18 protein-coding genes, 7 pseudogenes and 1 riboswitch are annotated in these 26,174 nt (G+C 64.3%); of the genes and pseudogenes, 11 read left to right on the top strand and 14 right to left on the bottom strand.

What is annotated here, in order from left to right; all coding sequences use genetic code 11:
• The first annotated feature begins 110 nt into the window (after positions 1-110).
• Entirely contained in the window at positions 111-1,211 is a 1,101-nt protein-coding gene (locus tag AC6IW9_RS07060) for a hypothetical protein (RefSeq protein ID WP_497770703.1), read from the top strand.
• Here the strand turns inward: AC6IW9_RS07060 and AC6IW9_RS07055 are convergent.
• Together AC6IW9_RS07055 and AC6IW9_RS07050 are read right to left on the bottom strand one after the other, a co-directional pair.
• Positions 1,202-1,726 carry a hypothetical protein gene (locus AC6IW9_RS07055; RefSeq protein WP_497770700.1) on the bottom strand — a complete coding sequence of 175 codons (525 nt, stop codon included), beginning with the start codon at positions 1,724-1,726 and terminating at the stop codon, positions 1,202-1,204. The two genes, AC6IW9_RS07060 and AC6IW9_RS07055, sit on opposite strands and share 10 nt — an antisense overlap.
• 20 nt (positions 1,727-1,746) lie before the next feature.
• A complete protein-coding gene (locus AC6IW9_RS07050) occupies positions 1,747-3,765 on the bottom strand; it encodes a TonB-dependent receptor plug domain-containing protein (protein WP_497770697.1) in 2,019 nt (672 codons plus the stop codon).
• Between the two features lie 104 nt (positions 3,766-3,869).
• Positions 3,870-4,071, bottom strand: a riboswitch (cobalamin riboswitch).
• Between the two features lie 127 nt (positions 4,072-4,198).
• On the opposite strand from AC6IW9_RS07050, the pseudogene AC6IW9_RS07045 reads away from it, so the two are divergent.
• Positions 4,199-4,387: pseudogene (locus AC6IW9_RS07045) on the top strand (transposase family protein); the annotation flags it as partial.
• On the opposite strand, the gene AC6IW9_RS07040 reads toward AC6IW9_RS07045, so the two are convergent.
• Positions 4,362-4,706 carry a Tn3 family transposase gene (locus AC6IW9_RS07040; RefSeq protein ID WP_497770695.1) on the bottom strand — a complete coding sequence of 115 codons (345 nt, stop codon included), beginning with the start codon at positions 4,704-4,706 and terminating at the stop codon, positions 4,362-4,364. The pseudogene AC6IW9_RS07045 and the gene AC6IW9_RS07040 overlap by 26 nt on opposite strands.
• Before the next feature lie 196 nt (positions 4,707-4,902).
• Here AC6IW9_RS07040 and AC6IW9_RS07035 point away from each other — a divergent pair.
• Positions 4,903-5,507: pseudogene (locus AC6IW9_RS07035) on the top strand (PHP domain-containing protein); the annotation flags it as partial.
• Positions 5,508-5,751: 244 nt separating this feature from the next.
• Here AC6IW9_RS07035 and AC6IW9_RS07030 read toward each other — a convergent pair.
• Both AC6IW9_RS07030 and AC6IW9_RS07025 read right to left on the bottom strand, forming a co-directional pair.
• Positions 5,752-6,000 carry a hypothetical protein gene (locus tag AC6IW9_RS07030; RefSeq protein WP_497770692.1) on the bottom strand — a complete coding sequence of 83 codons (249 nt, stop codon included), beginning with the start codon at positions 5,998-6,000 and terminating at the stop codon, positions 5,752-5,754.
• Positions 6,000-6,499: pseudogene (locus AC6IW9_RS07025) on the bottom strand (ABC transporter ATP-binding protein). Before AC6IW9_RS07025 ends, AC6IW9_RS07030 begins: the two are co-directional and overlap by 1 nt.
• 599 nt (positions 6,500-7,098) lie before the next feature.
• Between AC6IW9_RS07025 and AC6IW9_RS07020 the strand changes: the two are divergent.
• Genes AC6IW9_RS07020 through AC6IW9_RS07010 form a run of 3 tightly spaced genes read left to right on the top strand, consistent with a single transcriptional unit; the run spans position 7,099 to position 11,323 of the window.
• On the top strand, positions 7,099-9,231 hold the full coding sequence (locus tag AC6IW9_RS07020; protein WP_497770689.1) for a TonB-dependent receptor: 2,133 nt from the start codon (positions 7,099-7,101) through the stop codon (positions 9,229-9,231).
• A 55-nt stretch (positions 9,232-9,286) separates the two neighbouring features.
• Positions 9,287-10,321, top strand: a complete 1,035-nt coding sequence (locus AC6IW9_RS07015) for an ABC transporter substrate-binding protein (RefSeq protein ID WP_497772460.1) — start codon at positions 9,287-9,289, stop codon at positions 10,319-10,321.
• 21 nt (positions 10,322-10,342) lie between these two features.
• Positions 10,343-11,323, top strand: coding sequence for an LLM class flavin-dependent oxidoreductase (locus tag AC6IW9_RS07010; RefSeq protein ID WP_497770686.1), 981 nt, complete (start codon positions 10,343-10,345; stop codon positions 11,321-11,323).
• Positions 11,324-11,345: 22 nt separating this feature from the next.
• Here AC6IW9_RS07010 and AC6IW9_RS07005 read toward each other — a convergent pair whose 3' ends face one another.
• A complete protein-coding gene (locus tag AC6IW9_RS07005; protein ID WP_497770683.1) occupies positions 11,346-12,416 on the bottom strand; it encodes a FecCD family ABC transporter permease in 1,071 nt (356 codons plus the stop codon).
• Positions 12,417-12,652: 236 nt separating this feature from the next.
• Between AC6IW9_RS07005 and AC6IW9_RS07000 the strand changes: the two genes are divergently transcribed.
• From AC6IW9_RS07000 to tnpC (AC6IW9_RS06985), 4 genes and pseudogenes are all read left to right on the top strand, one after another.
• Positions 12,653-12,877: a hypothetical protein gene (locus AC6IW9_RS07000; RefSeq protein WP_497770681.1), complete on the top strand. Its 225-nt coding sequence runs from the start codon at positions 12,653-12,655 to the stop codon at positions 12,875-12,877.
• Between the two features lie 505 nt (positions 12,878-13,382).
• Positions 13,383-13,901 (top strand): annotated as a pseudogene (locus AC6IW9_RS06995) (IS701 family transposase); the annotation flags it as partial.
• Positions 13,902-14,105: 204 nt separating this feature from the next.
• Positions 14,106-14,462: an IS66 family insertion sequence element accessory protein TnpB gene (tnpB, locus tag AC6IW9_RS06990; protein ID WP_497770679.1), complete on the top strand. Its 357-nt coding sequence runs from the start codon at positions 14,106-14,108 to the stop codon at positions 14,460-14,462.
• Between the two features lie 69 nt (positions 14,463-14,531).
• Positions 14,532-15,783: pseudogene (gene tnpC / locus AC6IW9_RS06985) on the top strand (IS66 family transposase); the annotation flags it as partial.
• A gap of 337 nt (positions 15,784-16,120) precedes the next feature.
• Here tnpC (AC6IW9_RS06985) and AC6IW9_RS06980 read toward each other — a convergent pair.
• From AC6IW9_RS06980 to AC6IW9_RS06970, 3 genes and pseudogenes are all read right to left on the bottom strand, one after another.
• Positions 16,121-16,801 (bottom strand): annotated as a pseudogene (locus tag AC6IW9_RS06980) (IS3 family transposase); the annotation flags it as partial.
• A 9-nt stretch (positions 16,802-16,810) separates the two neighbouring features.
• Positions 16,811-17,344 (bottom strand): RES family NAD+ phosphorylase, encoded by a 534-nt coding sequence (locus tag AC6IW9_RS06975; protein WP_497770676.1) that lies wholly within the window; start codon positions 17,342-17,344, stop codon positions 16,811-16,813.
• Positions 17,341-17,703, bottom strand: coding sequence for a DUF2384 domain-containing protein (locus AC6IW9_RS06970; protein WP_497770673.1), 363 nt, complete (start codon positions 17,701-17,703; stop codon positions 17,341-17,343). Before AC6IW9_RS06970 ends, AC6IW9_RS06975 begins: the two co-directional genes overlap by 4 nt.
• A 109-nt stretch (positions 17,704-17,812) precedes the next feature.
• On the opposite strand from AC6IW9_RS06970, the gene AC6IW9_RS06965 reads away from it, so the two are divergent.
• The gene (locus AC6IW9_RS06965) at positions 17,813-18,406 is read left to right on the top strand and encodes a hypothetical protein (protein ID WP_497770671.1); all 594 of its coding nucleotides are present in this window, start codon (positions 17,813-17,815) and stop codon (positions 18,404-18,406) included.
• Here the strand turns inward: AC6IW9_RS06965 and AC6IW9_RS06960 are convergent.
• The 5 genes and pseudogenes from AC6IW9_RS06960 to tnpC (AC6IW9_RS06940) all read right to left on the bottom strand — a co-directional run bounded on the left by AC6IW9_RS06960 (position 18,376) and on the right by tnpC (AC6IW9_RS06940) (position 26,132).
• Positions 18,376-19,470, bottom strand: coding sequence for a DUF3500 domain-containing protein (locus AC6IW9_RS06960; protein ID WP_497770668.1), 1,095 nt, complete (start codon positions 19,468-19,470; stop codon positions 18,376-18,378). The two genes, AC6IW9_RS06965 and AC6IW9_RS06960, sit on opposite strands and share 31 nt — an antisense overlap.
• A 163-nt stretch (positions 19,471-19,633) precedes the next feature.
• On the bottom strand, positions 19,634-20,320 hold the full coding sequence (locus tag AC6IW9_RS06955) for a redoxin domain-containing protein (protein WP_497770666.1): 687 nt from the start codon (positions 20,318-20,320) through the stop codon (positions 19,634-19,636).
• 28 nt (positions 20,321-20,348) lie between these two features.
• Positions 20,349-22,640: a protein-disulfide reductase DsbD family protein gene (locus AC6IW9_RS06950; protein WP_497770662.1), complete on the bottom strand. Its 2,292-nt coding sequence runs from the start codon at positions 22,638-22,640 to the stop codon at positions 20,349-20,351.
• 212 nt (positions 22,641-22,852) lie between these two features.
• Positions 22,853-24,438: pseudogene (locus AC6IW9_RS06945) on the bottom strand (ISL3 family transposase); the annotation flags it as partial.
• A gap of 56 nt (positions 24,439-24,494) precedes the next feature.
• Positions 24,495-26,132 carry an IS66 family transposase gene (gene tnpC / locus AC6IW9_RS06940; protein WP_497763766.1) on the bottom strand — a complete coding sequence of 546 codons (1,638 nt, stop codon included), beginning with the start codon at positions 26,130-26,132 and terminating at the stop codon, positions 24,495-24,497.
• Between the last annotated feature and the right edge of the window lie 42 nt (positions 26,133-26,174).

Below are 26,174 nucleotides of genomic sequence, written 5' to 3'. Positions count from 1 at the left end.
AGGGAGTGACGCAGATTGCGTGTTCCGCACTCGAGACAAAAAGGGTGTTTCTTCCTTCTCCCGCTCGCGGGAGAAGGATCGCGCCTCCTCGCGGATCGCGTGGGAAGCTGATGGAAGGGCCCCTCGAACACACGAACACGCGCAAAAAAATCATCTTCCACATCGGGCTCGAGAAGACCGGGACCAGCTCGTTCCAGCGCTTCTGCTACGCGCACCGCCGCGCCCTCGCCGCGCGCGGCGTGCTCTATCCGACGAAGAACCTCGCCTTCTCGCGCCGGAGCCGCAATCACGCGGCGCTCGTCGCCGGCTATTATGAAGACGCCGGCTGGGCGGACTTCAATCTCGCACGCTCGTGGAAGGGCCGCCGCCCCATCGTCGATTCCCTCGTCGCGGAGATCGAGAGCGACGCGGCGTCGACGGCGCTCGTCAGCGCCGAACACTTGTCCTCGCGGCTCTATCCGTTCCAGATCGAGCGGCTCGCGGAGGATTTCAAAAGTTTCGACTGCCGCATCGTCAGCGTGCTGCGTCCTCATGAGGAGCGCGTCTATTCGGCCTATTCCAGCACGATCCGCGCCGGCCGCAGCCTGACGCTCGACGCCTTCGTCGACGAGTTGCTCGTTCCCGAGAATTGGTATTGCCGATATGCGGAAACGATTTCACGCTGGCGCCGCGTGTTCGGCGCGGAGCGCGTCACGATCCTCCCCTTCCGTAAATCACGCGACATCGTCGAGCTGCTGTGGACGGAAATGCTTCGATTCGACGGCGCGCCGCCGCAGCGCGGGGATTTCGTCAACGCCGATCCCGGCGCCGGCGTGCTGGAGGCGATGCGCCGCGTGAATGAGATCATCGGCGACCAGGAAGCCTTTCCACGCAGGGGATATCTGCGGCACTTCCTCCTGACGCTCGCGCGGGCGGGCATATTGCGGTCGCTCGCCGCGACGCCGCAATGCGCGGACGGCCGGCTGCGCGTCGAAGGCGAGCGGCGCGCCCGGCTCGCCGCGCTGGTCGACGAGGATATCGAAAAGCTCGCGGCGCTCACATCGGTCGAGCTGCCGCGCATGTCGGAGACGCCCGACGAGGGCCGCGCCGCGACAGCCGACATAGAGGAGCGCGCGAAGGGCCTGCTCGCCGAGCGGCGTTTCGTCGCCGCGAGCCTCGCGCTCGCGCGATGGGTCGGCACGGCCGATCGGCGCCGCGACGCTCAGCTATAGGCGAGGCGCGCACGGCGCGCGGCGATCGCCGCAGCGAGCCGGCCCGCCGCGAACAACCCCGCGAAGACGACCGCGTTGATGGCGAAGATGCGCGCCACGCTCTCCGGCGCATAATGCGTCGTGACGCCGCCCGTCGCCACAGTGGCGAGATAGAGCGCGCCTTCATAGGCGACGAAGCTCGCGACGAAGGCGGCGACGGCTCCGGCGCGCGGCGCGACGACACGCGCGGTCTCGCAGCCGAGCAGCGCGACGGCGAGCAGCGCGCCGCCCCAGCCGAGCGTCTCGAGATCGGTCGGATAATGCAGGAAGGCGTAGCCGACGATCTGATTGACGAGCCAGACGAAGGCCGTCAGCGCCAATGCGGCGCCGCGCGGATTTGTGAGAGCGGCTATCGCCGCAAAGGCGGCGAAGGGCGCCGCGCAGGCGACGCCGAAAGTGGTGAAAGCGCCGACGGCGAGAAAGGCGGCGAGCCATGCGAGGCGGGGGCCGCCGAAACGATCGAGAGAAAGCGTCATCCGAAGTCTCCTGTTCGAGGTCACCATTTCAGCCTCACGCCGCCATAGACGGATCGCCCGGCCGTTCCGTAATTGTAGACTTCCTCATAGCGCGCATCGCTCATATTTTCGATGCGCGCGAAGACGGACAGAAGCTCGTTCACCCTGTAATCGGCGAAGAGGTCGAGCCGCGCATAGGTCGAGAGCGTCACGCGTCGCGATTTGACGAAGTCGTAATCGGCGCGAGGCCCGGCCAGATTGAGCCGCGCCTCGAGCTCGAGGCCCGGAACGCCGGTGTAGACGAGCGCGGCCATGGCCTTGTCGCGCGGGCGGCGCAACAGGCCGACGTTCTCGGCGAGATCCTCGGCGACGAGATGCGTGTAGCTCGCCTTCAGGCGCCATTCGGACGGAACGAGCGCGGCCTCGCCCGAAAATTCGACGCCGCGGGTCCGCGCCCGGCCGACATTGAAATAGCAGCCGAAGACTTGCGTCGCCGTGCAGGTCGGCGACGAGCCATATTCGATGAGCTCGCGGAAGTCGTTCTCGAACAGGCTCACCGAGGCGAACAGGCGATCGCCGAACAGGGTCTGATCGAAGCCGAAGTCATAGCCGAGGCTCGTTTCCGGCTTCAGGCGCGGGTCGCCATATTGGCTGAAGCGCTGATAGAGCGAGGCGATGCGCGCGCCCGTTCCGGCGCTGGCCTTGAGCTTCGTCCCTGTCTCCTCGACACGATAGGCGGCGGTCGCGCGCCACGTGCCGAAAGTGTGATTGGCCTCGACGGCGTCGATGCGGCCGCCATAGGAGAGATCGAAGCGGTCGAACACGGTGAGCTTGTGCTGGGCGAAGCCGGAATGGGTCGTCTGCGCGGCGTCGATCGGCGTGAAGCTTCCCGCCGGCGCCGGTTCTTGCGACGTGTGGACCGCCTCCGTCTCCTCGCGGGCGCCGAAGGTGAGGAGGCCAAAGGAATCGAGCGTCAGATCGCCCTGATATTCGAGCCCGCGGCGCTCGCCGCGCGATCCGGTCCGGCAGTCGAAGGAGGCGAAGCTCGCATCGAAGCAGGCGTTCGGCTGCCAGACGTCGCGGTCGATCACATTGCCGAACAGGACCAGCCGATTATGGAGCCTGCGGTCGATGAGATCGGCGTCGATGCGCACATAGCCCTGGCCGAAGGACGAATGGGAATGATTTTCGCGGTCGAACACGTCGGCCGGCGAGAAGGCGAAAGGATTGTCGAAGCGGATCGCACTATCGTAGCCGATGAAGGCGGCCTCGACCGAGAGTTCCTCCGAAATGCGATAGCCGAGCCTCGCGCTGGCGCCGCCCTTGTTGGTCGGATCGTCGGACGGCAGGGGCGGCGGCGGCGTCACCCCGTCGCCGATGGTGAGCGGCCGCGTGATGCGATAGCCGAAGCGCGGATGTCCGTCGACATGCAGCGCATCGATCGCGAAGGCGTACCAAAGCTGTCCCTCGCTTCCCGAAAGGCTCGCGCGGGTATGGATCGTTCCATAGGAGCCGCCTTCGAAGAGGACGGACCCTTTCGGCGCGCCCTCGCCCTTGCGTGTGATGATGTCGATGACGCCGCCCATGGCGTTCGAGCCGTAGAGCGACGATTGCGGTCCGCGCAGCACCTCGATGCGTTCGATGTCGGTGGCGACGAGGGCGCCGAAATCGACCGAGCCGTCGGTCGAGGACGGATCGCCGATGCGCACGCCGTCGATGAGCACGAGGGTCTGGCCGGGCGTTGCGCCGCGCAGATAGACGAAGCTCTGCGTTCCGACGCCGCCGGATGAATAGAGGTCGAGCCCGGGCGTCCCGCGCAGAGCCTCGACGAGACCGGTTCCGGCGCGCTTCTCGATCTCCTTGGCCGAGACGACAGTGATGGCGGAGGCGGCGCGCGACGCCGGCTCTTCGACGCGATCAGCGGAGACGACGGTCGCGGCGCCGATCTCGACGGTCGGCAGCGCCTCCTGCGCGGCGGCGAGAACGGGAAGAAACGCAAAGAGAGAAGCAGAAAAGAGCGGCGCGCCGAGACACGCGGACCGCGCGGAATGGAAAGACATGGACGAAACGCTCGCAGCGTGACGTGGGCCGTCACTGCGAAGGTCTCGACCCGTCCATCGAACGGGTCTCGGCCGCATCGGTGCACCCCGCCCGACGCTCTCGCGCGTGACCACGAATGATGGCAGGTCTCCTGGCTCGCGGGTCCTCGCCGCTCTGACCGCCTTCCCGGAACGCTTGCTCCAGTGGCTTTCGGTCTTCGGCTATCCGCTCACAGTTGCGGGGGCAGCCGCGGAATCGCGCCGCCGCCGACGCTCACCGCATTCCCATTCGATCCCTCACGGGGAACCATCGACGATAAGTCATAGGCGAGACTGCGCGCGAGTCAAGCTCGAGGCGAGGCCGGGCCGGGGCGATCGGGTGAAGAAGTAGGTGACAGATCGCTTTCGTGCTGAATCAGTCGACCTCCTGTGGTTCGGGCAGGAGGTCAAGTCGATGGACGAGAGCGGGTCGGATTGCGCGGCTTTGGCCGAGACGACGGTGTTTCTGCACTATTTCAACGACATGCCGGACGAACGGCGGCCCGGCAAGGTGATGTATCCGCTCGACGAGATCTTGCTCTTGTCCCTGCTCGCCGTGCTGGCCGGGGCGGAGGCCTTCACCGACATCGCGCGCTTCGGCGAGAAGAAGCTCGACCTTTTGCGTCGCTTCCGCCCCTCCGCCAATGGCATGCCGGCGCGTGAATCGCATCGACAAGACAGGCGAGCGCCGCCTGATAGGTTTCGTCCCGCACATGCCATTCGGCGGTCCAGAGCAGCTTGGAATGCGTGGAGACGGTGGAGCTGCGCGCCATCCGTGCGAGGCCGAGATTGGTGGCGTCGGCGAGCAAGGCGGTCATCAGCGCGAGAATGTCCTCCGGCGGCGCGCCGCTGCGCAGATGGAGAAAGCGCTCTGAGAAGCCCGTCCATCCGTGCACCTCCGCAAGGAGATCGATGATGCGCATCCGGTCGAGCCGCCGCTGTTGTCGGCATGACTGCGGTCGGGCTACGCCCGCCCTCCGTCACGCCGACAACGGCGGAAACCGCGCGCTCGAAAGGGGTATGCAAATGCGGGGTCCCGTTTCGATGGCGTTTGACAGACTTGCCCGATGATGTGGTGCGGACACTGCGCCAGACTCACGCTGATCGAGAAGCTGAACTTATTTCCTAACGGTGCATTCGATCGTGCGCTTCGCCCGCTCGAAGGACATTCTCTGCCAGGGCCGCGGCTCCGCGGCGAACTCGGCTTTCTGCTACGTGTTGGGCATCACCTCGATCGATTCGGCGAGGAATGATTTGCTGTTCGAGCGCTTCGTCAGCGAGGAACGTTGCCAGCCGCCCGACATCGACGTCGATTTCGAACATGAAAAGCGGGAGGTGGTGATGCAGTGGATCTTCAAGCAATATGGCCGTGACCACGCTGCCCTCTGCTCGACTGTCATTCGCTACCGCACCAAGGGCGCGATCCGCGACGTGGGCAAGGCGCTCGGCCTCACCGAGGACCTGATCAAGATGCTGTCCTCTCAGGTCTGGGGATGGTCGGACGATGGCGTCGAGGACAAGCATGTCGAGGCGCTGAACCTCAATCTCTCCGATCGACGGCTGCGCCTGACGCTCGATCTCGCCCGTCAGCTCATGGGCGCGCCGCGCCATCTCAGCCAGCATCCCGGCGGTTCGTGCTGACGCACGATCGGCTCGATGAGCTCGCGCCGATCGAGCCCGCAGCCATGGTCGATCGGCAAGTGATCGAATGGGACAAGGACGACGATCGTTTTGCGCCACAGGGGTTGAAACCGGACGCTTTTTGCGCGCGATGCCAGTTCGAGATGGAGTCGTAACATGTCCTGCGCGGGCGCATTCCGGCTGTTCGCGTCTCGGCGATACGACAGACGAGAGTGCGCATATCGATCCAAATTTTTGATCATGGCGACGGGTGGGCAGACGGCGATTCATTGTCCATCGAGCGCTGCCGTCGGCGGTTGTGGTGGCCCTTCGCTCGGCCGCCGCGTTTCAGAGCGCGGCATTGTACGCCCGATCGGCTTCGACGGCGCGACGCGGCATCAGAACAGGAGCGATCGTCTCGAGCTCTTTGCCTTCATGCTCGAAGGCGAGCCGCTTCAGCGGCGCGCGATAGAGCGATCCCAGATTCTGCTCGGAAAGAATATCGCGCGCCGAGCCGCAGAGATAGTCTCCGGCGCCTCGCATCAGCAGCGCATCGTCGGCCACCGCCAGCGCGTGATGGGGATGATGCGTGGTCATCACAATCCGTCCTCGCGCGCGAGCGAAGCGATGCGCTCTAGGACGAGAGCTTGGTTCTCGAGGTCGAGCGCCGACGTCGGTTCGTCCAATATGAGAATGTCGGCCTCCGCCACGAGCGCCCGCGCGAAGATCACGAGCTGGCGCTGGCCGCCCGAGAGCTCGTGAAACGGCCGTGCGGCGTGATGAGCCATTCCGAAGCGATCGAGCGCGGCCGGCGCGGCCTCTTCGTCGGCGCGCGAGGGTTGCGAGAACAGACCGATCTTTCGCGCGCGGCCCATCAGCGCCATAACCCCACTTCGAACAGTTACGGGACGAAAGCGACCCGACCGCTCACGACGAGGCTTCCTTTGCAAGGCTTCAGAGCTCCGACGAGCAGATACAGTAAGGTTGTCTTGCCGCGCCCATTGGGGCCGAGGAGAGCGAAGACGCTCCCGCGCGAGATCCTCGCCTCGCAGTGACGCAGCACCCAGAGGTTCTGGCCGATAGAAGTAGCCGGCATCTGACATCGATACCGCCATTTCTGATATTTTCTTCATGCAGCGCTCCTCTGTCTGGCCGATACGCCACGAAATACATTTACGCCTTTAGCATGATGAAGACCAGACCTTCCTGCTCGCAGGGCGACATCCTGCTCGGGCGCGCGGGAAGCTCCTTATGATAGCAGGCCGGAGCCAACGGCAACCTATAGTTATATAGTTGTTAAAACGTGCAAAATTACGCCCGCCTGCCTGCCGTCGAGGCAAGCTCGTCCTGCCTTCGAGGTGGAGGCCTGATTCTCTGCACATGCTACATGCGGCCATGCGTCAAATATACGCTATATATATCACAAACATATTGATAATGTCTGGTCAGAACGACCGCGCGACCGCCTCCCTCGTCGCCGCCGGCCGGAGAAGGAGAGCCGTGATCATGTCCTATCGCCGCATACGCCGTCCCGCTTCCGCGAAGGGCTCGACGAAAACCCTCGCAGGCGCGTCTCTTTCCAGCCTCATCCTGTCGACGGGGTTCGCGATAGCGGAGCCCCCCGCGCGCCTACCCGACATCGATGTGGCGTCGCAGAGCGACGGAGGGGAGAAAAAAGAGCGTCGCGCCGAGGCCATGGGCAAAAGATCGATCGACACGCCGAACACAACGACGCGTTTCGATTCGGCCGCGATCACCGCCGTCGGCGGCGCCGGCCAGACCAATCTCTATCGCTCGATTGACCAGCAACCGTCGATCCATGTGGAATCCGCCGCGGCTTTCGGAATCGGCGAAAGCGAGACAAATATAAATTCCCGCGGCAAGTTCAGCCGCCATTTCGGCCGCACCGTGGAAGGATTGGCGATCACCAGCCGCGACGCCGCCAACGATATTCTCGATCTCGAGGACGTCGACCACATCGACGTCTATCGCGGCGCCGTGCCGACCGACAAAGCGGTCGGCTTCTTCAACACCTCCGGCAGCATGGATATCGTCATCCGCCGACCTTCGGACCTGCCGGGATTTCAGGTCAATCAGACCGTCGGAAACTACAGCCTGCTGCGCACCTATGCGCGCGCCGACACCGGTCTTCTTCCCGGCGGCGCCAAGGCGTTTGTTTCCGGCTCCTGGACGACCGTGAACAAATGGCGGGGCAGCGGCGAAACCGAGCGCGGCAATTTCGAGCTCGGAGCGACCGTGCCGCTCGGCGACATCGGCAAGGCCGAGATCTTCTACATCCACAAGGATCTCGATCAGGATCGATATCGCCCACTCAATTACGCGCAAGCGATGGACCTGCGCAACAATTACAGGCTCGACTATTATGGCCTCCTCACCGGGAATGCGCGCGCGGATTATCAATATTACGATTACAACACCCAGCGATTGATCGACAATCGTCTCTTCGGCAACATCGTCTTCGATGTCGGCAATAAGGCGCATTTCACGCTGAAGCCATTCTATTCGGTGGAAAGCGGCTACGGCCTCACCGGTTCGGCGAGCGCTTTGTCGAAACTCGGCGGAAGCGCGGGAATCGTCCGGCAATATCGCGACTCCACGATCTTCGGGACCGTCGCGGAATATGACGACAAATTCGGCGATGTCGCATGGAAGTTCGGCTATTGGTTCTATGAGCGCGACGCCAAAGCCATGCCGATCAGCGCGGCGAAGGGTTATAGCCTGAACGCGGCGGGTCAGATGCAGTTCGCCGGATGGACCGCGCTCGGCAAATTCGCCGACGGCGTCAACACCGTATTCAACTCGCCCTACGCCATGATCGAGACGCATATCGGCGACGCCACCGTCACGGCCGGTCTGCGCTACCTGAATTACTACTACGGCAGCGCTTTGTTCTATAATACGAGCGGCCTGCCGGACGTCGATTATGTCAGCATCTTCGGCTTTGCGACTCCAGATCCCTATGCATCGACCTCGTCGCGAACGTTCACCGGATGGCTCCCCAATTTCGGCGTGCTCCTTCCCTTGTCGAAAGAAGTGACAGCGAGCCTGTCCTATGGACGTAATTATGCGCGGCCGGAATTCGGTTCGCAAACCTTTCTCAACAACGAAGCGAAATTCGTCGCGGCAGGCGTGACGATGGATCGCCTCGCGCAGAGGCTGAACATCGAGACCTCCGACAATATCGACGTCGGCCTGCGCTACAAGGACGACGCGCTCACAGTCGACGGGACGCTGTATTACGCGCATTTCCAAAACCGTCAGGTGCAGGCCGTAGATCCCACCGTCGGCCTCGCCTATAATATGAACGCCGCGCAGGCGACGAGCTATGGAGCCGAGGTCTCGGGCGATTGGCGGATTACGCCGGAGATCGACGTCTTCGCATCGGCGTCGTACAATCGTTTCGTCTTCGACGACGACATCCAGACCGCGACGAGTGTCACGCTGCGATCGAAAGGCAAGCAGGTCCAGGATGCGCCCATGTTCCAGGGCAATCTCGGAGCGAATGTCCGGCTGTTCGGCTTCAACATCACGCCCGTGATGCACTTGCTCGGACAGCGCTACGCCGACGTCCTGCATACACAACCCATTCCCGGCTACAGCGTCGTCGATTTGACGGTCGCCTATCCGCTGAAGGATCTCCCCTATGTGAAGGACGCGTCCTTGTCGCTCAACATCCAGAATCTGTTCAACACGAAATATATCGGCGTGATCAGCTACAGCGACATCACGATCGACGGCAGCAGCGCGGCGACCTTCTATCAGGGCGCGCCGTTCAGCGTCGCTGTCACTCTCTCCGCCAAAATGTGACGAAGCGAGCGGGACGATGATGTCGTCGACGCATAGGAGCCGCTGCGTGGTGCGAATGTTCGGAGGGGCTCTCTGGATCGGAGCGGCTCTCGCCGCCCCGATCGCTCACGCCCTCGAGCGATCGGTCGAGGATGCGAGCGGAATCGAACGCCGCGTCCCGCAGGTCGTGACGAAGACCGCGATCCTCGGCGGCGTGCCGGTCGTCAATTCCTACGTATTCCTCGCAGGCGATCGCGACACCATCATCACCGGCCTGCCGGCTTTCGCGACGACGCCGCGATGGCGCTTTCAGACGCGTCTCGCGCCGCGCCTGGCAAAGCTGCCGACCATGCAGGACCCTGCGGGCAGAGCCAATATCGAAGCTCTGCTCGGCGCCCGGCCGGATGTCGTTCTCGTCTCGGGCGCCGCCGCCGAGGAATCGGCGGAGCAATTGGAGCGATTGGGCTTGACGCCCTTCCGCCTGACGCGCTTCGGCGCGGATGGAGATAGCGACGCGGTCGATCGCCGCATCATCGCGGCGGTCGGCAAGCTTTATGGCAGAGAGGAAGCGGCCGACGCCTATGATCGATTATTCGACGAGACGCACGCCCGTCTGCGCAGGGGGCTGACCGGCCTCTCCGACGCTGAACGGCCCAAGGTTCTCTATTTCGAATACGGCCTGATGCGTCAGCAGCATTATGTGCCGGATTGGTGGATTGCGCGCGCCGGCGGCGTGAGCGTCACCGCGCGCGATCGGCATACGGAGCTGATGACGCTCTCCATCGAGCAGGTGATCGCCTGGGACCCGGACATCATCATCGTCAATTCCCGACGCGAGATCGACGAGATCCGCAAGGACCTCAGGCTCGCCGACCTCACCGCCGTGCGCGCCAATCGCATCCACGCCATTCCCTGGGGCGTCTGCGGATGGGGCTATCACACGGTCGAACATCCGCTGACCCTGTTGTGGGCCGCGAAGCTGCTGCACCCGAATCGCTTTGGCGACATCGATCTCACGGGCGAGCTGAAGCGCTTCTACTCGGGGTTCTTTTCCTACACGCTCGACGACGAGGAGGCGGCCGACATACTGACGGGCGCTCCGGATCGTTGACAAGCAGAAGAAGCTTTCACCATGGAATTCGGATTGGCCGGCTGCGACGCCGGACTTGCGGCTCCCGACGCCTCGGCATTGTCGGCGCTGATCGCCGAGGCCGAAGCGCTCGGACTGAAGAGCGTCTGGTTCAACGAGGAGCATTTTCAGCGGCTCCTGCACACATCGGGAGGCCGCATCTGTCCATCGCCGGTCGTCATGGCGGCGGCGGTCGCGCAAGCGACGACGACGATACGCATCGGGTTTTCGGCGCTGCTGCTGCCTCTGCATCATCCATTGCGACTGGCGGAAGAAATCGCGACGCTCGATGTGATCTCGCGCGGACGCATCGATTTCGGCGTCGCCAGAGGCGCCAATCCGCGCTACTGCGACGCCTATGAGGTTACGGTCGACGAAACCAGAGCGCGCTTCGACGACAATCTCGGCAAGATCCTGTCCTATTGGCAAGAGGAGGAATCGACGCTCGGCAGCGGCCGATACAATGTGCTGCCGAAGCCCGCGCAGTCGCCCCATCCGCCGATCTATGTCGCGACCTACACGCCAGAGACTGGGGCCGCAGTGGCGCGCGATGGACATCGCATCATCCAGAGCGGCATTCAGGCCGATTGGCATCTCGAGCGAATGCTCGACGCCTATCGTGCGGCCGGAGGACGAGTGGAGGACGTTCCCCTCGGCCGCTTTTTTCATGTGGCCGAGACCGATGAGCAGGCGAGATGTGAAGCCGAGCGTGCGGTGCGCGAATTGTCGGAGCGGCTGAAGGCGATCGGCATAGCGCAACGCGCCAGAACCGTGCGCGAGGAGGATATCGAGCCGGAAGCGCTCTACGAGCAGTTGGCCATCATCGGCGGCGTCGACACCTGCATCCGCAAGCTCGAAAGATTGCAGGAAAGATACGGAATCCGCCGCATCAACATGCAGTCGTCTTTCTTCGGCTTCATGCCGCTGGAGACGACAATGAAATCGCTTCGGCTGCTCTCGCGCGACGTGATGCCGGCGCTTTGAGCATCGAGGCGGCGAAAAGGATTCATTCGCCGCCGCCCCATCCTCGCAGATGTGTTCGCCACAAGAGATAGCCGAAGATCGGCGCGCCGATCAGCGCCGTCAGCAGACCGAGCGGGATTTCTTGGGTTGTCGCCGTTCGGGCGATCGTGTCGACGGCCAACAGATAGAGCCCGCCGAGCAGCGCCGAAGCGGGCAGCAGCAGGCGATGGTCCGGGCCGACCAACATGCGCCCGAAATGCGGAATGATGAGGCCGACCCAGCCGATTCCGCCGCTGACCGCGACTTGAGCGGCGACGATCAGCGCGCCCGTCATCAGAACCAGCCATCGGCATTTCTTCACGTCTACCCCCAAGGCGGACGCGTCGGTCTCATTGAGCGAGAGAATATTGAGACGCCAACGCATCGCCAAGAGCGTTGCGCTGGCGATGAAGGTCGGAATGGCGAGGGCCACGAGCTTTTGAGGATTGGCCGTCGCGAAGCTGCCGAGCAGCCAGTAGACGATGCTCGGCAGCTTCGTCAGCGGATCGGACGCGTATTCGAGCACGCCGACCAGCGCCGTGAAGAAGGAGCCGACGACGACGCCCGCGAGAATGATCGAGAGGTTTGCTCTCGGCGTCGCGCGACACAGGATGAAGATGGCGATGAGGGCGACCAGCCCGAATCCGAAGGCCGAACCGATGATCCCTACGACCGACGCGGAGAGCGTGATCGCCAACGCTCCGCCGAACGACGCCGCGGAGGATATTCCGAGGATCTGCGGACCGACGAGAGGATTGCGAAACAATCCCTGAAACGCGGCGCCGCAGATCGCGAGCCCGGCCCCGGCGATGATCGCCATCGCCACGCGCGGCAAGCGGACCACATTCACGACGGTCGCCTCGGTGTGGGTCCATGTCTCGGAGATCGGCAGCACGCCGCCGACGAGAATGCCGCAGACGGTCGAGATCGAAATGGAAAAGCGGCCGACACAGATGGCGAAGAGCGCAAATAGCGCGAGAACGACCGTAAGGCCCAAAATCCAGGCCGAAGCGCGCGGCCGGGCGGGACTTGCGAGAGGGTCCCGCGCCGAGTGAGAGAGGTCTCGCAGCGTCATCGGCGTTTCAGGGGCCCGATGTCGGCCGAGCCCTTCCGAGCTTCACGCGCGTCTGGCGCTCCGAGAACCGACCACGAAACTGAGCGCACATCATCCTCCGGAACTCGACACGATCACCAACGTGGGATGCTTCATAGTATCGCAGATATGTAATTTGTATACATAGATTGTTTTGCTCGGCGCCTTCTTCGAGACGCGGACCTTCGTCGGTCGCGAGGCGTCAAAATCGGGCTCTGGTGGCGGCGAGCACCGAACCGGCGTTCGACCGAGCCTGCGCGTCGTGCGGCTTCTACGACGCCGTACCACGCGCGAACACCAAATCCCGCAGCTCGACGCCCGGCGACGTAAAGCAGTTGCCGTTCCGTCTCATAGATGTTCTCGAACTCGACCACGTCGGCGACGGCGTCGATTCGGGATTGGCGAGGTGCATCACGTCGATCGCGCGCCCACGCGAGCTGTGAACTCGCGCCGAAGTCGGCCCCCCGGTGAAAATAATCGGAAAATCTTGAAATGGCGTCAGAAACTGATGGCGTCGAGGATGTCGCTCAAGTGCAGATCGGACCGGATTTCCGCGCCAGATCTCACTGCCTTCCCGGGCAAGCCCGATTCTACCGCTTTGGTTGTGCCCGGCGCTGCTGGCTGCAGTCTCAATCGTTGAACGCGAAGGACCCGCCATACTGACATGGCTCCAAAGCAAAACCATTGGTCAAAACTGCACGCGCTTTAGCGAGCTCGCTTCAACCATGCTCAGCATCCACCCCAAGACATTATCATTATTGCAGCATAATTGATAATCTTGCGCCAAGAGATTCTCAAATAAGCTACAGCAAAGCGCTCGAACCGCCACATTCTTGCAATTAAGCGTAACGTGACACCAACCGGGAATTGCCAGCCTAGCATTACAGTTGCATATTCTGGCGGTTTCTGACTCACTGGGCCACCATGATTCGGCTTGGAGGTCATGGGATGGCGAGAACTTCGATCGAGACGACGCTGGAGTTGTGGGCGTCGTCGCTGCGTGATGTGAAACATCGGATGCATCCGTTGTTCACGCAAGACCGCGTGGCGCGATCGGCAGAGGATTTTCTCGACGGCCTGCTCGGTGAAGAGCGACGCAAGACGGGCTGGATGCGGGCGGAATCCGCCGGTGATCCGGGGCCGTGGCGACAGCAGGCGATTCTTGGCCGCGGACGTTGGGACGCGGATGCCTTGCGCGACATCGTGCGCGACTATGCGCTGGAGACGTTGGCCGACGACGATGCGGTTCTCGTCGTCGACGAGACCGGCTTTCTGAAGCAAGGCAAGGCATCCTGCGGCGTCGCACGGCAATACACGGGCTCGGCGGGAAAGATCACGAACTGCCAGATCGGCGTTTTCGCTTGCTATGTGTCGCATCGCGGCCATGCCTTCATCGACCGCGAGCTCTATCTGCCGAAGAGCTGGGCGGGCGACAAAGAACGTATGAGGAAGGCGCATGTCCCGCAGGAATTGATCGCCATTGTTCGTTCCCGCAGTCATGCAAGGGCCTGAGCCCGCGCCGCCGGCGAAACGCGAACGACGAGCCCTGCGCCAGGAAATCGATTCGGCGCCGACGATCGAACTCGAAGTCGATGGCGTCACGGTTCGGGTCGGACGCGGCGCGCAAGCGAAGACCATCACTGCGGTGATCCGGGCGTTGAGAGCCGCCAAATGATCGGTCCGACCGGCGCGGTGCGGGTGATGGTGGCGACGAAGCCGGTCGATTTCCGCAAGGGCGCGGAGGGTCTGGCGGCGCTGGTCCGCGAGACGATGAGGGCCGATCCCTTCGACGGCGCGATTTACGTTTTCCGCGCCAAGCGCGCCGACCGCATCAAACTGGTTTTCTGGGACGGCGCGGGCGTGTGTCTGTTCGCCGAGCGTCTCGAGGATGGCGAGTTCCGTTGGCCGAAGATCGAGGACGGCGTGATGCGCCTGTCGGCGGCGCAATTTTCGGCGCTGCTCGAAGGCCTCGACTGGCGGCGCGTGCGCGCGGCGAAAGAGACGCCGGCGCCGGCGGCGCCCGGATGAGCCGCGACACAGTGAATCAGTGCGTCGAAGGTCATCGAAAAGCGCGGGAAAATATGGTCTCCTGCGGGTATGGCGCAGGCGATCGAAAAGCTTCCCGACGATCCGAACGAGCTGAAGGCGATGCTTCTCGCCGAACGCGCGCGCAGCGAGCGCCTCGTTCAGATCATCAAGGAGGTGCAACGACACCGCTTCGGACGGCGCGCCGAAACGCTCCCCGAAGACCAGAGCTGCTCGCGCTCGAAGAGGTCGAGCAGGCAGAGGCTGGCGCGGCGGCGGAAGCGGAAGCCAAATCCGCGGCCGAACGTGAGAAGGCGACGCACAAACGCCGCACGAACCGGGGCGCTCTGCCCGCGCATTTGCCGCGCATCGAGACCGTCGTCGATATCGAGGACAAGGCCGTCCGTGCTGCAAGGGCGCGCTCCACCGGATCGGCGAAGACGTTTCCGAGCGGCTCGACATCGTGCCGGCTCAGTTCCGTGTTCTGGTGACGCGGCGTCCCAAATACGCCTGCCGCGCCTGCGAGGGCGCCGTCGTGCAGGCGCCGGCCCCGGCGCAGCTGATCGAAGGGGGTCTGCCGACCGAGGCGACCGTCGCCCATGTGCTGGTCTCCAAATATGCAGACCATCTGCCGCTCTATCGTCAGGCGCAAATCTACGCCCGGCAAGGGATCGCGCTCGATCGCTCGACGCTCGCCGACTGGGTCGGCCGCGCCGCCTGGCATTTGCGGCCCGTGCATGAGCGCCTTCTGGAACACATCAGATCGTCGACGAAAATCTTTGCCGACGAAACGAGGGCGCCGGTGCTCGATCCCGGGCGCGGACGCACCAAGAACGGTCAGCTCTGGGCTTATGCGAGAGACGATCGGCCATGGTGCGGCTCCGACCCGCCGATCGCCGTCTATGTCTATGCGCAAAACCGCAAATCCGAGCAGCCGCTCGCGCATCTTGCCGGCTTCACCGGCGTCGTGCAGGTCGACGGCTACGCCGGCTATCGTGCGCTGGCGCAGAAGAACAGCGTGGCGCTCGCCTTCTGTTGGGCGCATGTCCGCAGGCGCTTTTACGAACTCGCCGCCGCCGGCCCTGCGCCAATCGCCAGCGAGGCGCTCGAACGTATCGGCGCGCTCTACACGGTCGAGAGCGAAATCCGCGGGCGAAGCCCCGACCGGCGTCGCGATGCGCGACAGGAAAAATCTCGCCCCATGCTCGACGCGCTCGAGCCATGGCTGCGAGAAAAGCTCGCGCTGATCAGCCAGAAGACCAAGCTGGCCGAGGCGATACGCTACGCGCTCTCGCGTTGGGACGGCTTGACGCGCTTCATAGATGCCCTCACAACGAATGGATGGTGTTTGGCCAGACGGTCTGCCCGGCGCCGCCAAGCGGCGGATGACCGCGAACGACGAAGTTCGGAGCGGACGCGAGATCGACCACAGCGAAGTCGGCAAGGTCACCGGGTTGGCGCCGATGTGCACCTCGGCAGCGGCACGAGCCGCATCGGCGTCATCGGCTCGCACGATGATCGTGTTGCAGCGATCGGCGCGACGCTTGTTCTCTGCATCGGCGAATACGCAATAGGTGGCCATGGTCAGTCCTCCTCTTGGACAGTGGTGAGCGCGACGGCGCTGAACCGCCCCGGGTTTGCCGGAGGCCGTTTTGTTTGAGTCACGCCGCCATGGCGTGCTCTTTGATCTGCGCATAGTAGCGCGCTTCGGCTTCGGCCGGGGGGATGTTTCCGATCGGCTCCAGCAGTCTCTTGTTGTTGAACCAGTCCACCCATTCGAGCGTGGCGAACTCGACCTGCTCGAGGCTGCGCCACGGTCCGCATCGCCAGATCACCTCGGCCTTGTAGAGCCCGTTGATCGTTTCGGCGAGCGCATTGTCGTAAGAGTCGCCGACGCTGCCGACGGCCGGCTCGACGCCAGCGTCGGCGAGGCGCTCCGTGTATTTTATAGAGACATATTGCACGCCTCGGTCCGAGTGATGCACGAGACCGCCGCGAACAGGCCGGCGATCATGCAGCGCCTGTTCGAGCGCGTCGAACACGAAGGGCGTCTTCGCCGAACGCGAGACGCGCCAGCCGACGATCCGCCGAGCAAAGACATCGATGACGAAGGCCACATAGACAAAGCCCTGCCAGGTCGCGACATAGGTGAAGTCCGCCACCCACAGCCGGTTCGGCCGATCCGCCGCAAACTGCCGGTTCACCTTGTCTTGCGGGCAAAGCGTCTTCTTGTCGCTCACCGTCGTCTTGATCGCCTTGCCGCGCACGACGCCCTGCAAGCCCATGCGCCGCATCAGCCGCTCCACCGTGCAGCGCGCGACATCCTCGCCCTCGCGCCGCACAGGATAAGTTCATTTGTCTTTCCACGAAGATTGATCAACCGGAAGCTCACGGAGTGGATCGAGCGCCACCACGCTTGTCGCGCTGTCGGCGTTCCAACGCCAGAGCACAAGGTTGAATCCAACCGCCTGAACCGACGCGACGCGCGCTCCGTCGACCCTTGCCGCCAGCAGTCGTTCGGCTAGCGACCAAGTCGGAGGTCGGCGCTTTTCGACAAAGGCGACATGTTTCCACGGTGCGCGTAACGTCGCCGCGTCGACGCCGAGCGACTCGAGGATGCGAGCGTCTGAGAGATCAGCGATCCGTTCGCTTTGCACATCATAGGCGCACAATGTTCCCGGTCGGATGCCGAGATCCTGTTCGTATTCGGCGACCGCCGTCGAAAATTCTTCCGACATGTAAAGAGCCGGCGTCCCTGGAGGATTAAAACGCCCACCACGAAGGGCGGCTCCCGCGCCGCTCAGGGGATCATGAGCCCATTTCGGCGCGAGCATGCGCCAATAGCGGCGAGCGACGCGGATCGTTCGCACGCGCTTTTTCGTCACGCGTAGGAGCCTTCCCGCAACAGATCGAGATGGGCCAGCACGGCGTCGCTATGGCCGGCGCCGACCAACTCTTCGGCCGTCCGGCCGTCGAAGCCCGCCAATGGCTGATGTTTGAACCATACGATCGCGCGCCCCTGTTCGCCGCCGAGCAATTCGGTTGCGGTCGTGATGATACGGGCGATGTCGCCGAGACGCTCTTGCACGACCGGCGAATCCGGATGCTGGGCGAGAGTGTTGCGGTGGACCTTGGCGAGGCGCGCGATCTTAGCGAGCGGGACGTGCAAAGCCTCGCTCACCCGCTGGGGCGAGATGAAGCCGCCGTGTCGGTCGGTCACTTGGTCGAGAAAAGCGCTGAGCATGTTCGGTCGCCGTCTGTGCGTTGTATAGTCACTATATGCACATTTAGCGCACTGTTTTCAAGGCGCGATCATCGACGCCGACGCTCCCGGGTCGACCGAACAGCTGGCCGTGACGGCGATCGGCTATCTGCAGACCGCCACGCGGGCGGATGTCACGCGGCTCGCCGGCCGGCCGATCGGTTGCGACACCATCGCCCGCCTGAAGCGGCTCGGCCTCATCGACGCCGGAGAAGTTCCTCGCCGTTTCGGCCTCGGCAACCCGCGCGATCTCCCCGATCATGAGCGGCTGGAGGAGGAAGGTCTGTTGAAGCGCCCCGAGGCTTCCAACCGAAGGCCGGGCTCCGAGGATTCCTACATATTCCACGGCCGCGATATTTTCGCTTACGCCGGCGCGTGGCTCGCCGCCGGCGTCCAGTCCTTCGAGCAGATCGGACGAAAGCTGCCGCGGGACGCGTTGATCACGATTCCCTATCGGGCCGCGGAACGCAAAGGCGACACGGTCGTCGGCGTCATCCCCGTGCTCGATGCGCATTTCGGGAATGTCTGGACCGACATACCGAAGTCCCTGTTCGACGAATTGAAGATCTCACTCGGAGATAATGTCCGCGTGCGCATTCGGAACGGCGATAGACTCGTCGCCGACCTCCTCGTCCCCTATCGGCGCGCGCGGCGTCAGGCGTCGGCCGGCGGCGGGGACGCGTAGCCCATCAGTTGCAGGTCCCTGCGGCCGAAGTCGTTCGCCGGATCGCGCCACACGGCGTGCACATGGCTGGCCCGGAAGCGGGTCGAATATTCGATCCGCAATGTGGGCCCGCTGAGCCTGTAATAGTGCAAATCGGTCGGGTCGAACCCTCCGATCCATTGGAACGACAATCTTTCGCGCGCCTTGTCGTCGAGACGCGCGAGCTCTCGCTCGGCGAGGTCGAGCGGAAGATTGGAGAACCAGGCGTCGGCGATCGCGAGCGCCAGATGGCGCTGCGTCTCGTTCGAAAGCTCCTCGAAGGAAAGGCCGCCGGGGCCGGGAGACGCCTGCGCGCGTCCCGGTCCCGCGAGAATATCGTTCGGCGCATCGCCGCCGAGCGCCGCCCGCGCATATTGCGCTTCGCCGAGGCTGCGCGCGAGGTCGCGGCCGATGTCATCCTCCCGGTTCAGCACAGCGAGGCCGGCGAAAGGGCCGTCCCGGACATCCGTCGGATCGGCGCAGACGCAGTGCGGAGTCGTCGCGATCACGCGGTCGCCGATGAGCGTGTAGTTGAGCGACAAATGATGCCCCTCGGCGCGCCAGCCCCAGGGCTCGTTCCCGGCGGGGTCGCCGAACAGGGCGAAGGCATAGCCGTTCTCGCCGTCTTGCAGCGTCGGGCCCGGCTTCGGCCGCCGCCTCAGCACCGAATCGAGCGACATCACGCCCCGCGCCTTCGCAAAGCCGGTTTCGCTCAGTCCGGCGCGCAGCAGAGCGAAAGCGCGATCGCGCGTCTCTTGCGTCATGTCGGCCGCCGCGAGTCCCGGACGCTCGCCCGGAAGGTAGCTCCAGCGATAGCGCTGCGGCGCGCCGAAAGAAAGATGCAGCCGCTCGCGCTCCCGCGTGGACGAGCCCCCGAGCAAGCACGCGGCCGCCCGCCGTATCGAAAATCCGGCCGGCTCGGCCGCCGCCGGCAACGAGGGGAGCAGCGCTGCGGCGCCGGCGCTTCCTGCGAGCTTCAGGACTTGACGTCGATCGAGCGGATCTTCGTGACTGTCGCTATGAGTCGAGTCGATCTGGACCCTCATGGCGCGCATCCTCGTCGCTAACGCTTTCGGCTCGAACGGAATTGCTCGAGCAATCAGAATTCGCTTCCAAACGAAAAGCTGGAGCGCTTTCCGATCTAAAACGGATCGGAAAGCGCTCTGGTGTCGCCGGCGCCGATAGAGCGATGCTCCGGCGCCGCTCGCATCAGACCGAATATTTGACGGAGCAGCCATAGGGCCGCGTCGCCGGATTTTTCACCGGCCGTCCCTGAGTCACAGCGAGAAAGGCCTCGCGGAACCAGGGTTGCGCTTTGGGGACGTCGGCGACCTGCGTCGAGGGGATGCTGTCGATGCCGCCGACATAGCGCAACACGCCATGAGCATCGATGATATACATGTGCGGCGTCGTCTGCGCGCCATAGGCGTGGCCGATCTTGCCATCCGGATCGAGAATGACGCCCGTCGGCGCGGCGTCGCGCGCGACCGTCAGCGCATTCGCCCCCGCGGCCTCGACATAGCCTTGCTCTCCGGGCGCCGAGGAGATGATCGAGAGCCAGATCGCGCCAGCCGCCGACGCCTCCTTCTGCAGCTTCTGCATATTGGCGGAATTATAGTGCTTGGCGACGAAGGGGCATTCGGCGTTGGTCCATTCGAGGACGACGATCTTGCCCTCGAGCGCGGCGAGATCGCGCGCGACGCCCTTGGTGTCGGTGGCCGAGAAGGAGGGCGTGGGCCGGCCGACCTGCGGCGCCGCGAGAACAGGGCCGCCGCCGAGCAGCGCGCCGCCGGCCAGCAGGACGCCGAGGCCCGCGGTCCCGCCGACCAGCGCCTCGCGCCGGTCGATCACGGGCGCCTGCGGGCGGATGGATGACGAATTTCGAGTTTTCGACATGCGGATGTCTCCCGTTGAATTCTGAAGATCAATTGGCGACGACACGACCCAATTCATCCACCACCGCCGAAACGGTCAGCACCGAAGGCAGCAGCACGGCGTCTTTTCCGCCCGGCGGATAGAACACGTAGAAGGGCACGCCGTCATGGTTGAAACCGCGGAGAAAGGCGGTGATCTCGGGGTTCTGATTGGTCCAGTCGCCCTCGAGATAAGCGACGCCATGGGCCCGGAAGCCGTCTTTGACCGTCGATGTCGAGAGCGTCATCCGCTCGTTCACGAGGCAGGTGATGCACCAGGCCGCGGTCATATTGACGAAGACCGGCTTGCCCTCCGCGCGGAGCGCGGCGAGGCGCGCGGCGCTGAACGGCTCCCGGCCGGCGACCGCGTCCATCGCGCGTGGCGCCGTGGCCGCGCCGAGCTGCGGAAGCAAGGCTGCGAGGCCGAGGACGGAGGCTGCGGCGAGGTCCCGCGTGGCGCTCTGCGCGGCGACGCCATATGTCCAGGCGCCGAAGGCGACCAGAAGCGCGCCGGAGAGGGCGATCAGGACGCCGAGGTCTCCGGCCTGCTGCGCGAGCACCCAGACGAGCCATGCCGCCGAGGCATACATGGGAAAGGCCATCGCTTGACGCAGACGCAGCATCCAGGCGCCGGGGCGCGGCAGCCGGCGGGCGAGCCGCGGAAACAGCGCCAAGAGCACATAAGGCGCCGCGAGGCCGAGCCCGAGGGCGACGAAGAGCGCGAGGCAGACGAGCGGCGGCGCCGCGAGCGCCGCGCCGACCGCCGCGCCCATGAAAGGCGCCGTGCAGGGCGTCGCCGCGACCACCGCCAAGAGGCCCGTGAAGAAGCTGCCGACGTGTCCGCGCCTCTGGGCGAGGCTCTGACCGGCGCCGGTCGCCCCGAGACCGATTTCGTAGACCCCGGAAAGATTCAGTCCGATCGCCAGAAACAGCCAGCTCATCGCCACGACGAAAACGGGCGATTGGAATTGAAAGCCCCAGCCGACCGCCGCGCCGCCTGCCTGCGCAACGAGCAGAACGCCCGCCAGGGACACGAAGGCGACGACAACGCCGAGCGTGTAGAATATGCTGGAGAGGCGGGTTTCGCGCAGCGCTCCGCCCGAGAGGCCAGCGACCGAGGCGGCCTTGATCGCGAGAACAGGAAAGACGCAGGGCATCAGATTGAGGATGAGCCCGCCGAGGAAGGCGAAGAGCGCCGCCTGCGCCCATGGGAGGCTCTCGGCATATTTCGCGCTCGGCGTCGCATCGGCGACGCCGGGACCCGACGGGGCGACGCTCGGCGCGATCTCGATCCAGCGCCGACCGCCGGCGTCGTCCGAGATCGCGAGCAGGCCGGAGACGTCGTCGCCCAGCGCGTCGAAGGAGGCGCCCTTCTCCATGGCGAGCCGCAAGCGGCCGTCTTCCACCTCGAGCTGCTGCGCCGCCGCATGGACGACGACGCCCCATTCGGCGGGATAGAAGAAGGCCGATTCGATCGTCTCCGCCGAGATGTCCTCGCCTTCGACGGTCAGCGCGAGCGCGGCGCCTTCATTCGTCAGACGCGCGGTCCAGCCGCGTCGTTCCGGCGCTCGGGCGTCCGTCGCCGCGAAGGCGGCCGCGACGTCGCCGTCGGCCGGGCGCGAGGCCGTGGAAACGGGGAGCTCGAGCCGAAAGCTCGCCGCCTCTGGAATGCATTGCTTCGCGCAGACGAGCCAGTCGGCGTCAGCCGCGATGGAAAATGTCGATCCCGGCGCGATCGTCGTGGGCGCCGTCACGGTGACGGGGAGGACGATCTCGTTCTCATAGCCGAAATTGCGCACCGGCCCCGTGTCGATGCGATCGGGTCCCGGCCAGGCGATCGCGCTCGCTCTCGCCCCTTCGGGCAATGCCAGAGAGAGATTCGGCGCGATGCCGGCGTCGCCGGGGTTTTTCCAATAGCTGTGCCAATGCGGCGCGAGCTTTTGGCGCAGCCCGACGCGAAAGCTCTGGCCGGGCGCGACGCTGTCCACATCGCTGATCAAGGTCACGGAGGCCCGCGGACTGACATGCGCGTCGCTTTCCATCGCCGCTCCGGGAGACGCGACCCAGACCAGCATCGCGATCGCTTCCAGAAAAGCGATCCATGGTCGGCTCGTGGCATAGGGGCGCATGCTCGATCCTTCGCTATGCGAACTCAGAAGGCGCAACGAGACGAGAACGCGATCGGCGTGTTCTGCGTCCGAGGCGGGCGGCGCCGGAAATCGCGCGTCGTCGTCATTCAATCTAGTTGATTTATAGGAATCGTCAAACCGGGCCGACCCGCAGGGGCCGAGGATGGAAGACATTGCTTCCATGCGTTCATGACATCGAGGTCATCACGAGCGACCGGCGAGGGCGCTGGAAAGGTCGCCTTCAACTGCGAAATACATATCACATGGATAGGACTATGTCTTGGGCCCTGGACCGCATATCCTCGCCCTTGCACAGGAAGGGCGTCGCCGCAACAGTTGCGACAATTCTTGGGTCTTCGTCACTTTCTGGGGAGATGGAGTTATTGGATTGGCAGCATTCGTGCCCGCAACAATTCAATGCCCGCGCGGCCGAACATGGCCCGCTTGAGGGTTTTCGATCGGTTGATCTGGCCTTCGGCCTGACCACTGCTCCATGGTTCGGCGATCGCATTCCTGACGGCGTCGATATCGCAGGCCAACGTCCGCGCGAACTGTTGTAGGGCGTGGATGCCGGAATGGCGCGCGTCATCGAGCCAAGAGCCGAGCTTGTCGGGATCGGCGCCCCGTAAGAGGCCACGAAATCGCATCGCCAGTCTGCGCATGACGACAAAGCTCGGAGAGGCTTCTTTCAACACAGTGACCTTTGCGGTCTGAGAATGGGTAAGCAGTCGCGTCGGCTTCATGCAGAGAGCGGCCGCGACGAGGGGAGAGATTTGCCAGCCCGTCGCGGGATCGATAGCGCGCTCTTCTCTTGTCGCCTCTCTCCGCCGGCTCGTCTCGGGACGCTCCACGCGCCTCCATTCGGAAAGAAGTCGCTCCAGATGGGAACGGCTGCCTGTGTAGCCGCGATGCCGGACGTCGTGAACTAGTCGACGGCCGATCTTGTCGCCCTCCGCCCATCGGCGGGCAAGAAACTCCTGGAAATATAGTGGAGAACTCGGCTTCAGCGTCACTCGACGACGATCCGGCAACGAATCCGCCTCGACCCACTTGGCGATTGTTCCACGGCCGATCCCAATCTCCGCGGCGATGGCGACAAAGCTCTTGCCCGAGGCGTGGAGGGCCTTGGCCTGCGCGAACATCTGCTCCCTCGCGTCACGATTTCTGCTGCGCAGCACCAATTGACGGTCGCCTGGGGCAGGCGGGAGCGACCGCTGAAGCAACTGACCGCCGTCATTTGCCGCTCGATGGCCTCGCGCAGGTTTTGCAGCAAATGAAAGCGGTCCGCGACCTGGCGAGCCTGCGGAGGGCCCCGCCGGATGCCCTGGGCGTACAGTCCGCAGCGGTCGCGGCTCACGATCTCGATCTCTGGCCGCCGCGCGAGCCAATCCGCGGTCTCCTTGGCCGAGCGGGTCTCCAGGACATCGGCGACGGTTCGGCGCTCCAGATCAACGACGATCGTCCCATAGGTAAAACCCTTGCGCCAGCTCCAGTCGTCGATGGCGATCGCCCGCAGAGGAGCCGGGTCGGCGCGCTCACGAACATGGCGCTTCAGCTGACGCAGGATCGCATTGTTGCTGATCGGCATGGCGAGCCGCGCCAGCAATCTTTCACTCGGCAGACCTCCTGCAGCGTGTCCGAACAGCCGAACGATCTCTGCGACCCGGACAGTGTGGCGCGCCATGGGAGCCGCCACCGAAGGCAGGCGTTCCACGAAGGTCTTACGGCTACACCGTTCGTTGAGGCATCGCCAGCGTGCCAGACGCAGATCGAGCACGAGCGGCGTTCCCTGAACGGGCAGATCCTGCAGACGTCGACGATGCCAATCATGCCGAGACGTCGAAACGTCGCCACAGCCCGGGGCACGACCGCTCGCCAACGGCACGCGCCGAAAGGACCCAGCGTAAGCGCCGTTGTCGTCCCATTGCCGCTGGAATGGAAGAATAGCTTGCAATTCGTTGCGACAAGGCATTGCAAGCCTTTGGCGCAAAGCTTTGTCAGCGATTGGTTCAGCGCAATGGTGAGCGATCAGGCGGCTGGCGTCGGCGACGAGGATTTGAAGGCCCAGGGCATCAGCTCGTCGATGCGCGACTGCGGATGGCCATCGGCGATCGCCTCGAGCGTCGCCTTCATCCAGGCATAGGGATCGACGCTGTTCAACTTGCATGTCGCAATGAGCGAAGCGAGACGTGACCAGGAACGTCCACCTTCATCGTGCCCCGCGAATAACGCATTCTTGCGCGTGAGAGTCAGCGGCCGAATCTGATTTTCGACGAGGTTGGTGTCCATCTCGACGCGTCCATCGTCGAGGAACAGGGTCAGCCCGGCCCAATGATTCAGAAGATAGGCGACCGCCTTGCCCATGTCGCTGCGGCCGGAGAGGCGAGCGGCCTGGGCGCGCAAAAACTCTTCGAGCTCGACGACAAGAGGCCGCGACCGCTCGGCGCGAACGCTCTGCCGGATCGGCGCCTCTTTGCCCCGGATGTCCGCCTCGATCGCATAGAGCGCGGCGATGCGCGCCAGGATCGCCTCGGCGATGGGCGAGCCCGCTTTCGGCGTGGCGGCGATGATCTCGCGCCTGCCATGGCTCCAACACCAGGCGAGCCGCAGTGGGGCGCCACCTTTGCGCTCGGCGCGCGCCAGACGATGATAGCCGCCATAGCCGTCGACCTGGAGAACGCCGTCGAATCCTTCGAGCATCCGCTCGGCGTGCTCGCCGCTGCGACCCGGCGCGTAATGATAGACCACGATCGGCGGATCGGCGCCGCCGTGCCCGCGGTCGTCGCGCAGAACCGCCCAGAGATAGCCAGTTTTCGTCCGGCCGCGGCCGGGATCGAGAACCGGCGCCCGAGTCTCGTCCATGAATAGACGGCCGGACAGCTTCATCAGCGCGCTCATGCGCTCGACGATCGGCGCGAGGTGGAAGGCCGTCGTTCCCATCCAATCGGCCAGAACGGCGCGGTCGAGCATGATCCTGTGGCGCGCGAAGACCTGCGATTGACGGTAGAGCGGCATGTGCTCGCTGAACTTGGCGACCGCCACTTGCGCCAGCAGCGCCTCGGTGGGAACGCCGCCCTCGATCAGATGCGCAGGAGCCGGCGCCTGGGCGACGCCCGCGCATCCTGTCGGACAGGCGTAGCGGGGCCGCACGGTCTCGATGACGCGATATTGCGCCGGCGTCACGTCGAGGCGGCTGGAGCGGTCCTCGCCGATCCGAACCATCAGGCCGCAGCCGCAGGGACAGGCGAGGCTTTCTGGCTCGATCACGCGCTCGACGCGCGGCAGATGAGCAGGAAAGGCGCGCGCGGCGCGGGCGGCGCGCTCCCTGGTCGCCGGGCGCCCCGAGCGGCGCGCGCGATCGTCTTCCCGCTCCTGGACTTCGGCAATGGCGATCTCGATATCTTCCAGAACGAGCTGTAACTGATCGGGATCGAGTTTCTCCGAACGCTTGCCGAAACGCGCGCGTTCATATTCCTTGACGAGCAATTGCAGACGTTCGACCGTCTCCTTCGACGCTGCGAGCTCGCTCTCGGTGTGAAGGCGCGCGGCGAGCTCATGATCGGCGCGGATGCGTTCGGCTTCGAGCATGGCGCGCTGAGCTTCGAACAATGCGCGTAGTTCGGCAGGCAGCTCTGCGAGTCTGGAGGGATCGAAGCTCGGCGTCACGTCGGCGAATCTATCGCAAGCGAGGCGCCGAATGAAGCCGAA

It is taken from the genome of Methylosinus sp. shoA, from assembly GCF_059718125.1.
Note: the sequence above shows the minus strand (reverse complement) of the source record. Positions and strands in the feature narration are given on the sequence as shown.

What these genes read in the sequence shown, in the direction of transcription:
- AC6IW9_RS07060 (WP_497770703.1), top strand. Translation starts at nt 111, where the DNA reads ATGGAAGGGCCCCTCGAACACACGAACACGCGCAAAAAAATCATCTTC.
- AC6IW9_RS07055 (WP_497770700.1), bottom strand. Translation starts at nt 1,726, where the DNA reads ATGACGCTTTCTCTCGATCGTTTCGGCGGCCCCCGCCTCGCATGGCTC.
- AC6IW9_RS07050 (WP_497770697.1), bottom strand. Translation starts at nt 3,765, where the DNA reads ATGTCTTTCCATTCCGCGCGGTCCGCGTGTCTCGGCGCGCCGCTCTTT.
- AC6IW9_RS07040 (WP_497770695.1), bottom strand. Translation starts at nt 4,706, where the DNA reads ATGCGCATCATCGATCTCCTTGCGGAGGTGCACGGATGGACGGGCTTC.
- AC6IW9_RS07030 (WP_497770692.1), bottom strand. Translation starts at nt 6,000, where the DNA reads ATGACCACGCATCATCCCCATCACGCGCTGGCGGTGGCCGACGATGCG.
- AC6IW9_RS07020 (WP_497770689.1), top strand. Translation starts at nt 7,099, where the DNA reads ATGGGCAAAAGATCGATCGACACGCCGAACACAACGACGCGTTTCGAT.
- AC6IW9_RS07015 (WP_497772460.1), top strand. Translation starts at nt 9,287, where the DNA reads ATGTTCGGAGGGGCTCTCTGGATCGGAGCGGCTCTCGCCGCCCCGATC.
- AC6IW9_RS07010 (WP_497770686.1), top strand. Translation starts at nt 10,343, where the DNA reads ATGGAATTCGGATTGGCCGGCTGCGACGCCGGACTTGCGGCTCCCGAC.
- AC6IW9_RS07005 (WP_497770683.1), bottom strand. Translation starts at nt 12,416, where the DNA reads ATGACGCTGCGAGACCTCTCTCACTCGGCGCGGGACCCTCTCGCAAGT.
- tnpB (WP_497770679.1), top strand. Translation starts at nt 14,106, where the DNA reads ATGATCGGTCCGACCGGCGCGGTGCGGGTGATGGTGGCGACGAAGCCG.
- AC6IW9_RS06970 (WP_497770673.1), bottom strand. Translation starts at nt 17,703, where the DNA reads ATGCTCAGCGCTTTTCTCGACCAAGTGACCGACCGACACGGCGGCTTC.
- AC6IW9_RS06960 (WP_497770668.1), bottom strand. Translation starts at nt 19,470, where the DNA reads ATGAGGGTCCAGATCGACTCGACTCATAGCGACAGTCACGAAGATCCG.
- AC6IW9_RS06955 (WP_497770666.1), bottom strand. Translation starts at nt 20,320, where the DNA reads ATGTCGAAAACTCGAAATTCGTCATCCATCCGCCCGCAGGCGCCCGTG.
- AC6IW9_RS06950 (WP_497770662.1), bottom strand. Translation starts at nt 22,640, where the DNA reads ATGTCTTCCATCCTCGGCCCCTGCGGGTCGGCCCGGTTTGACGATTCC.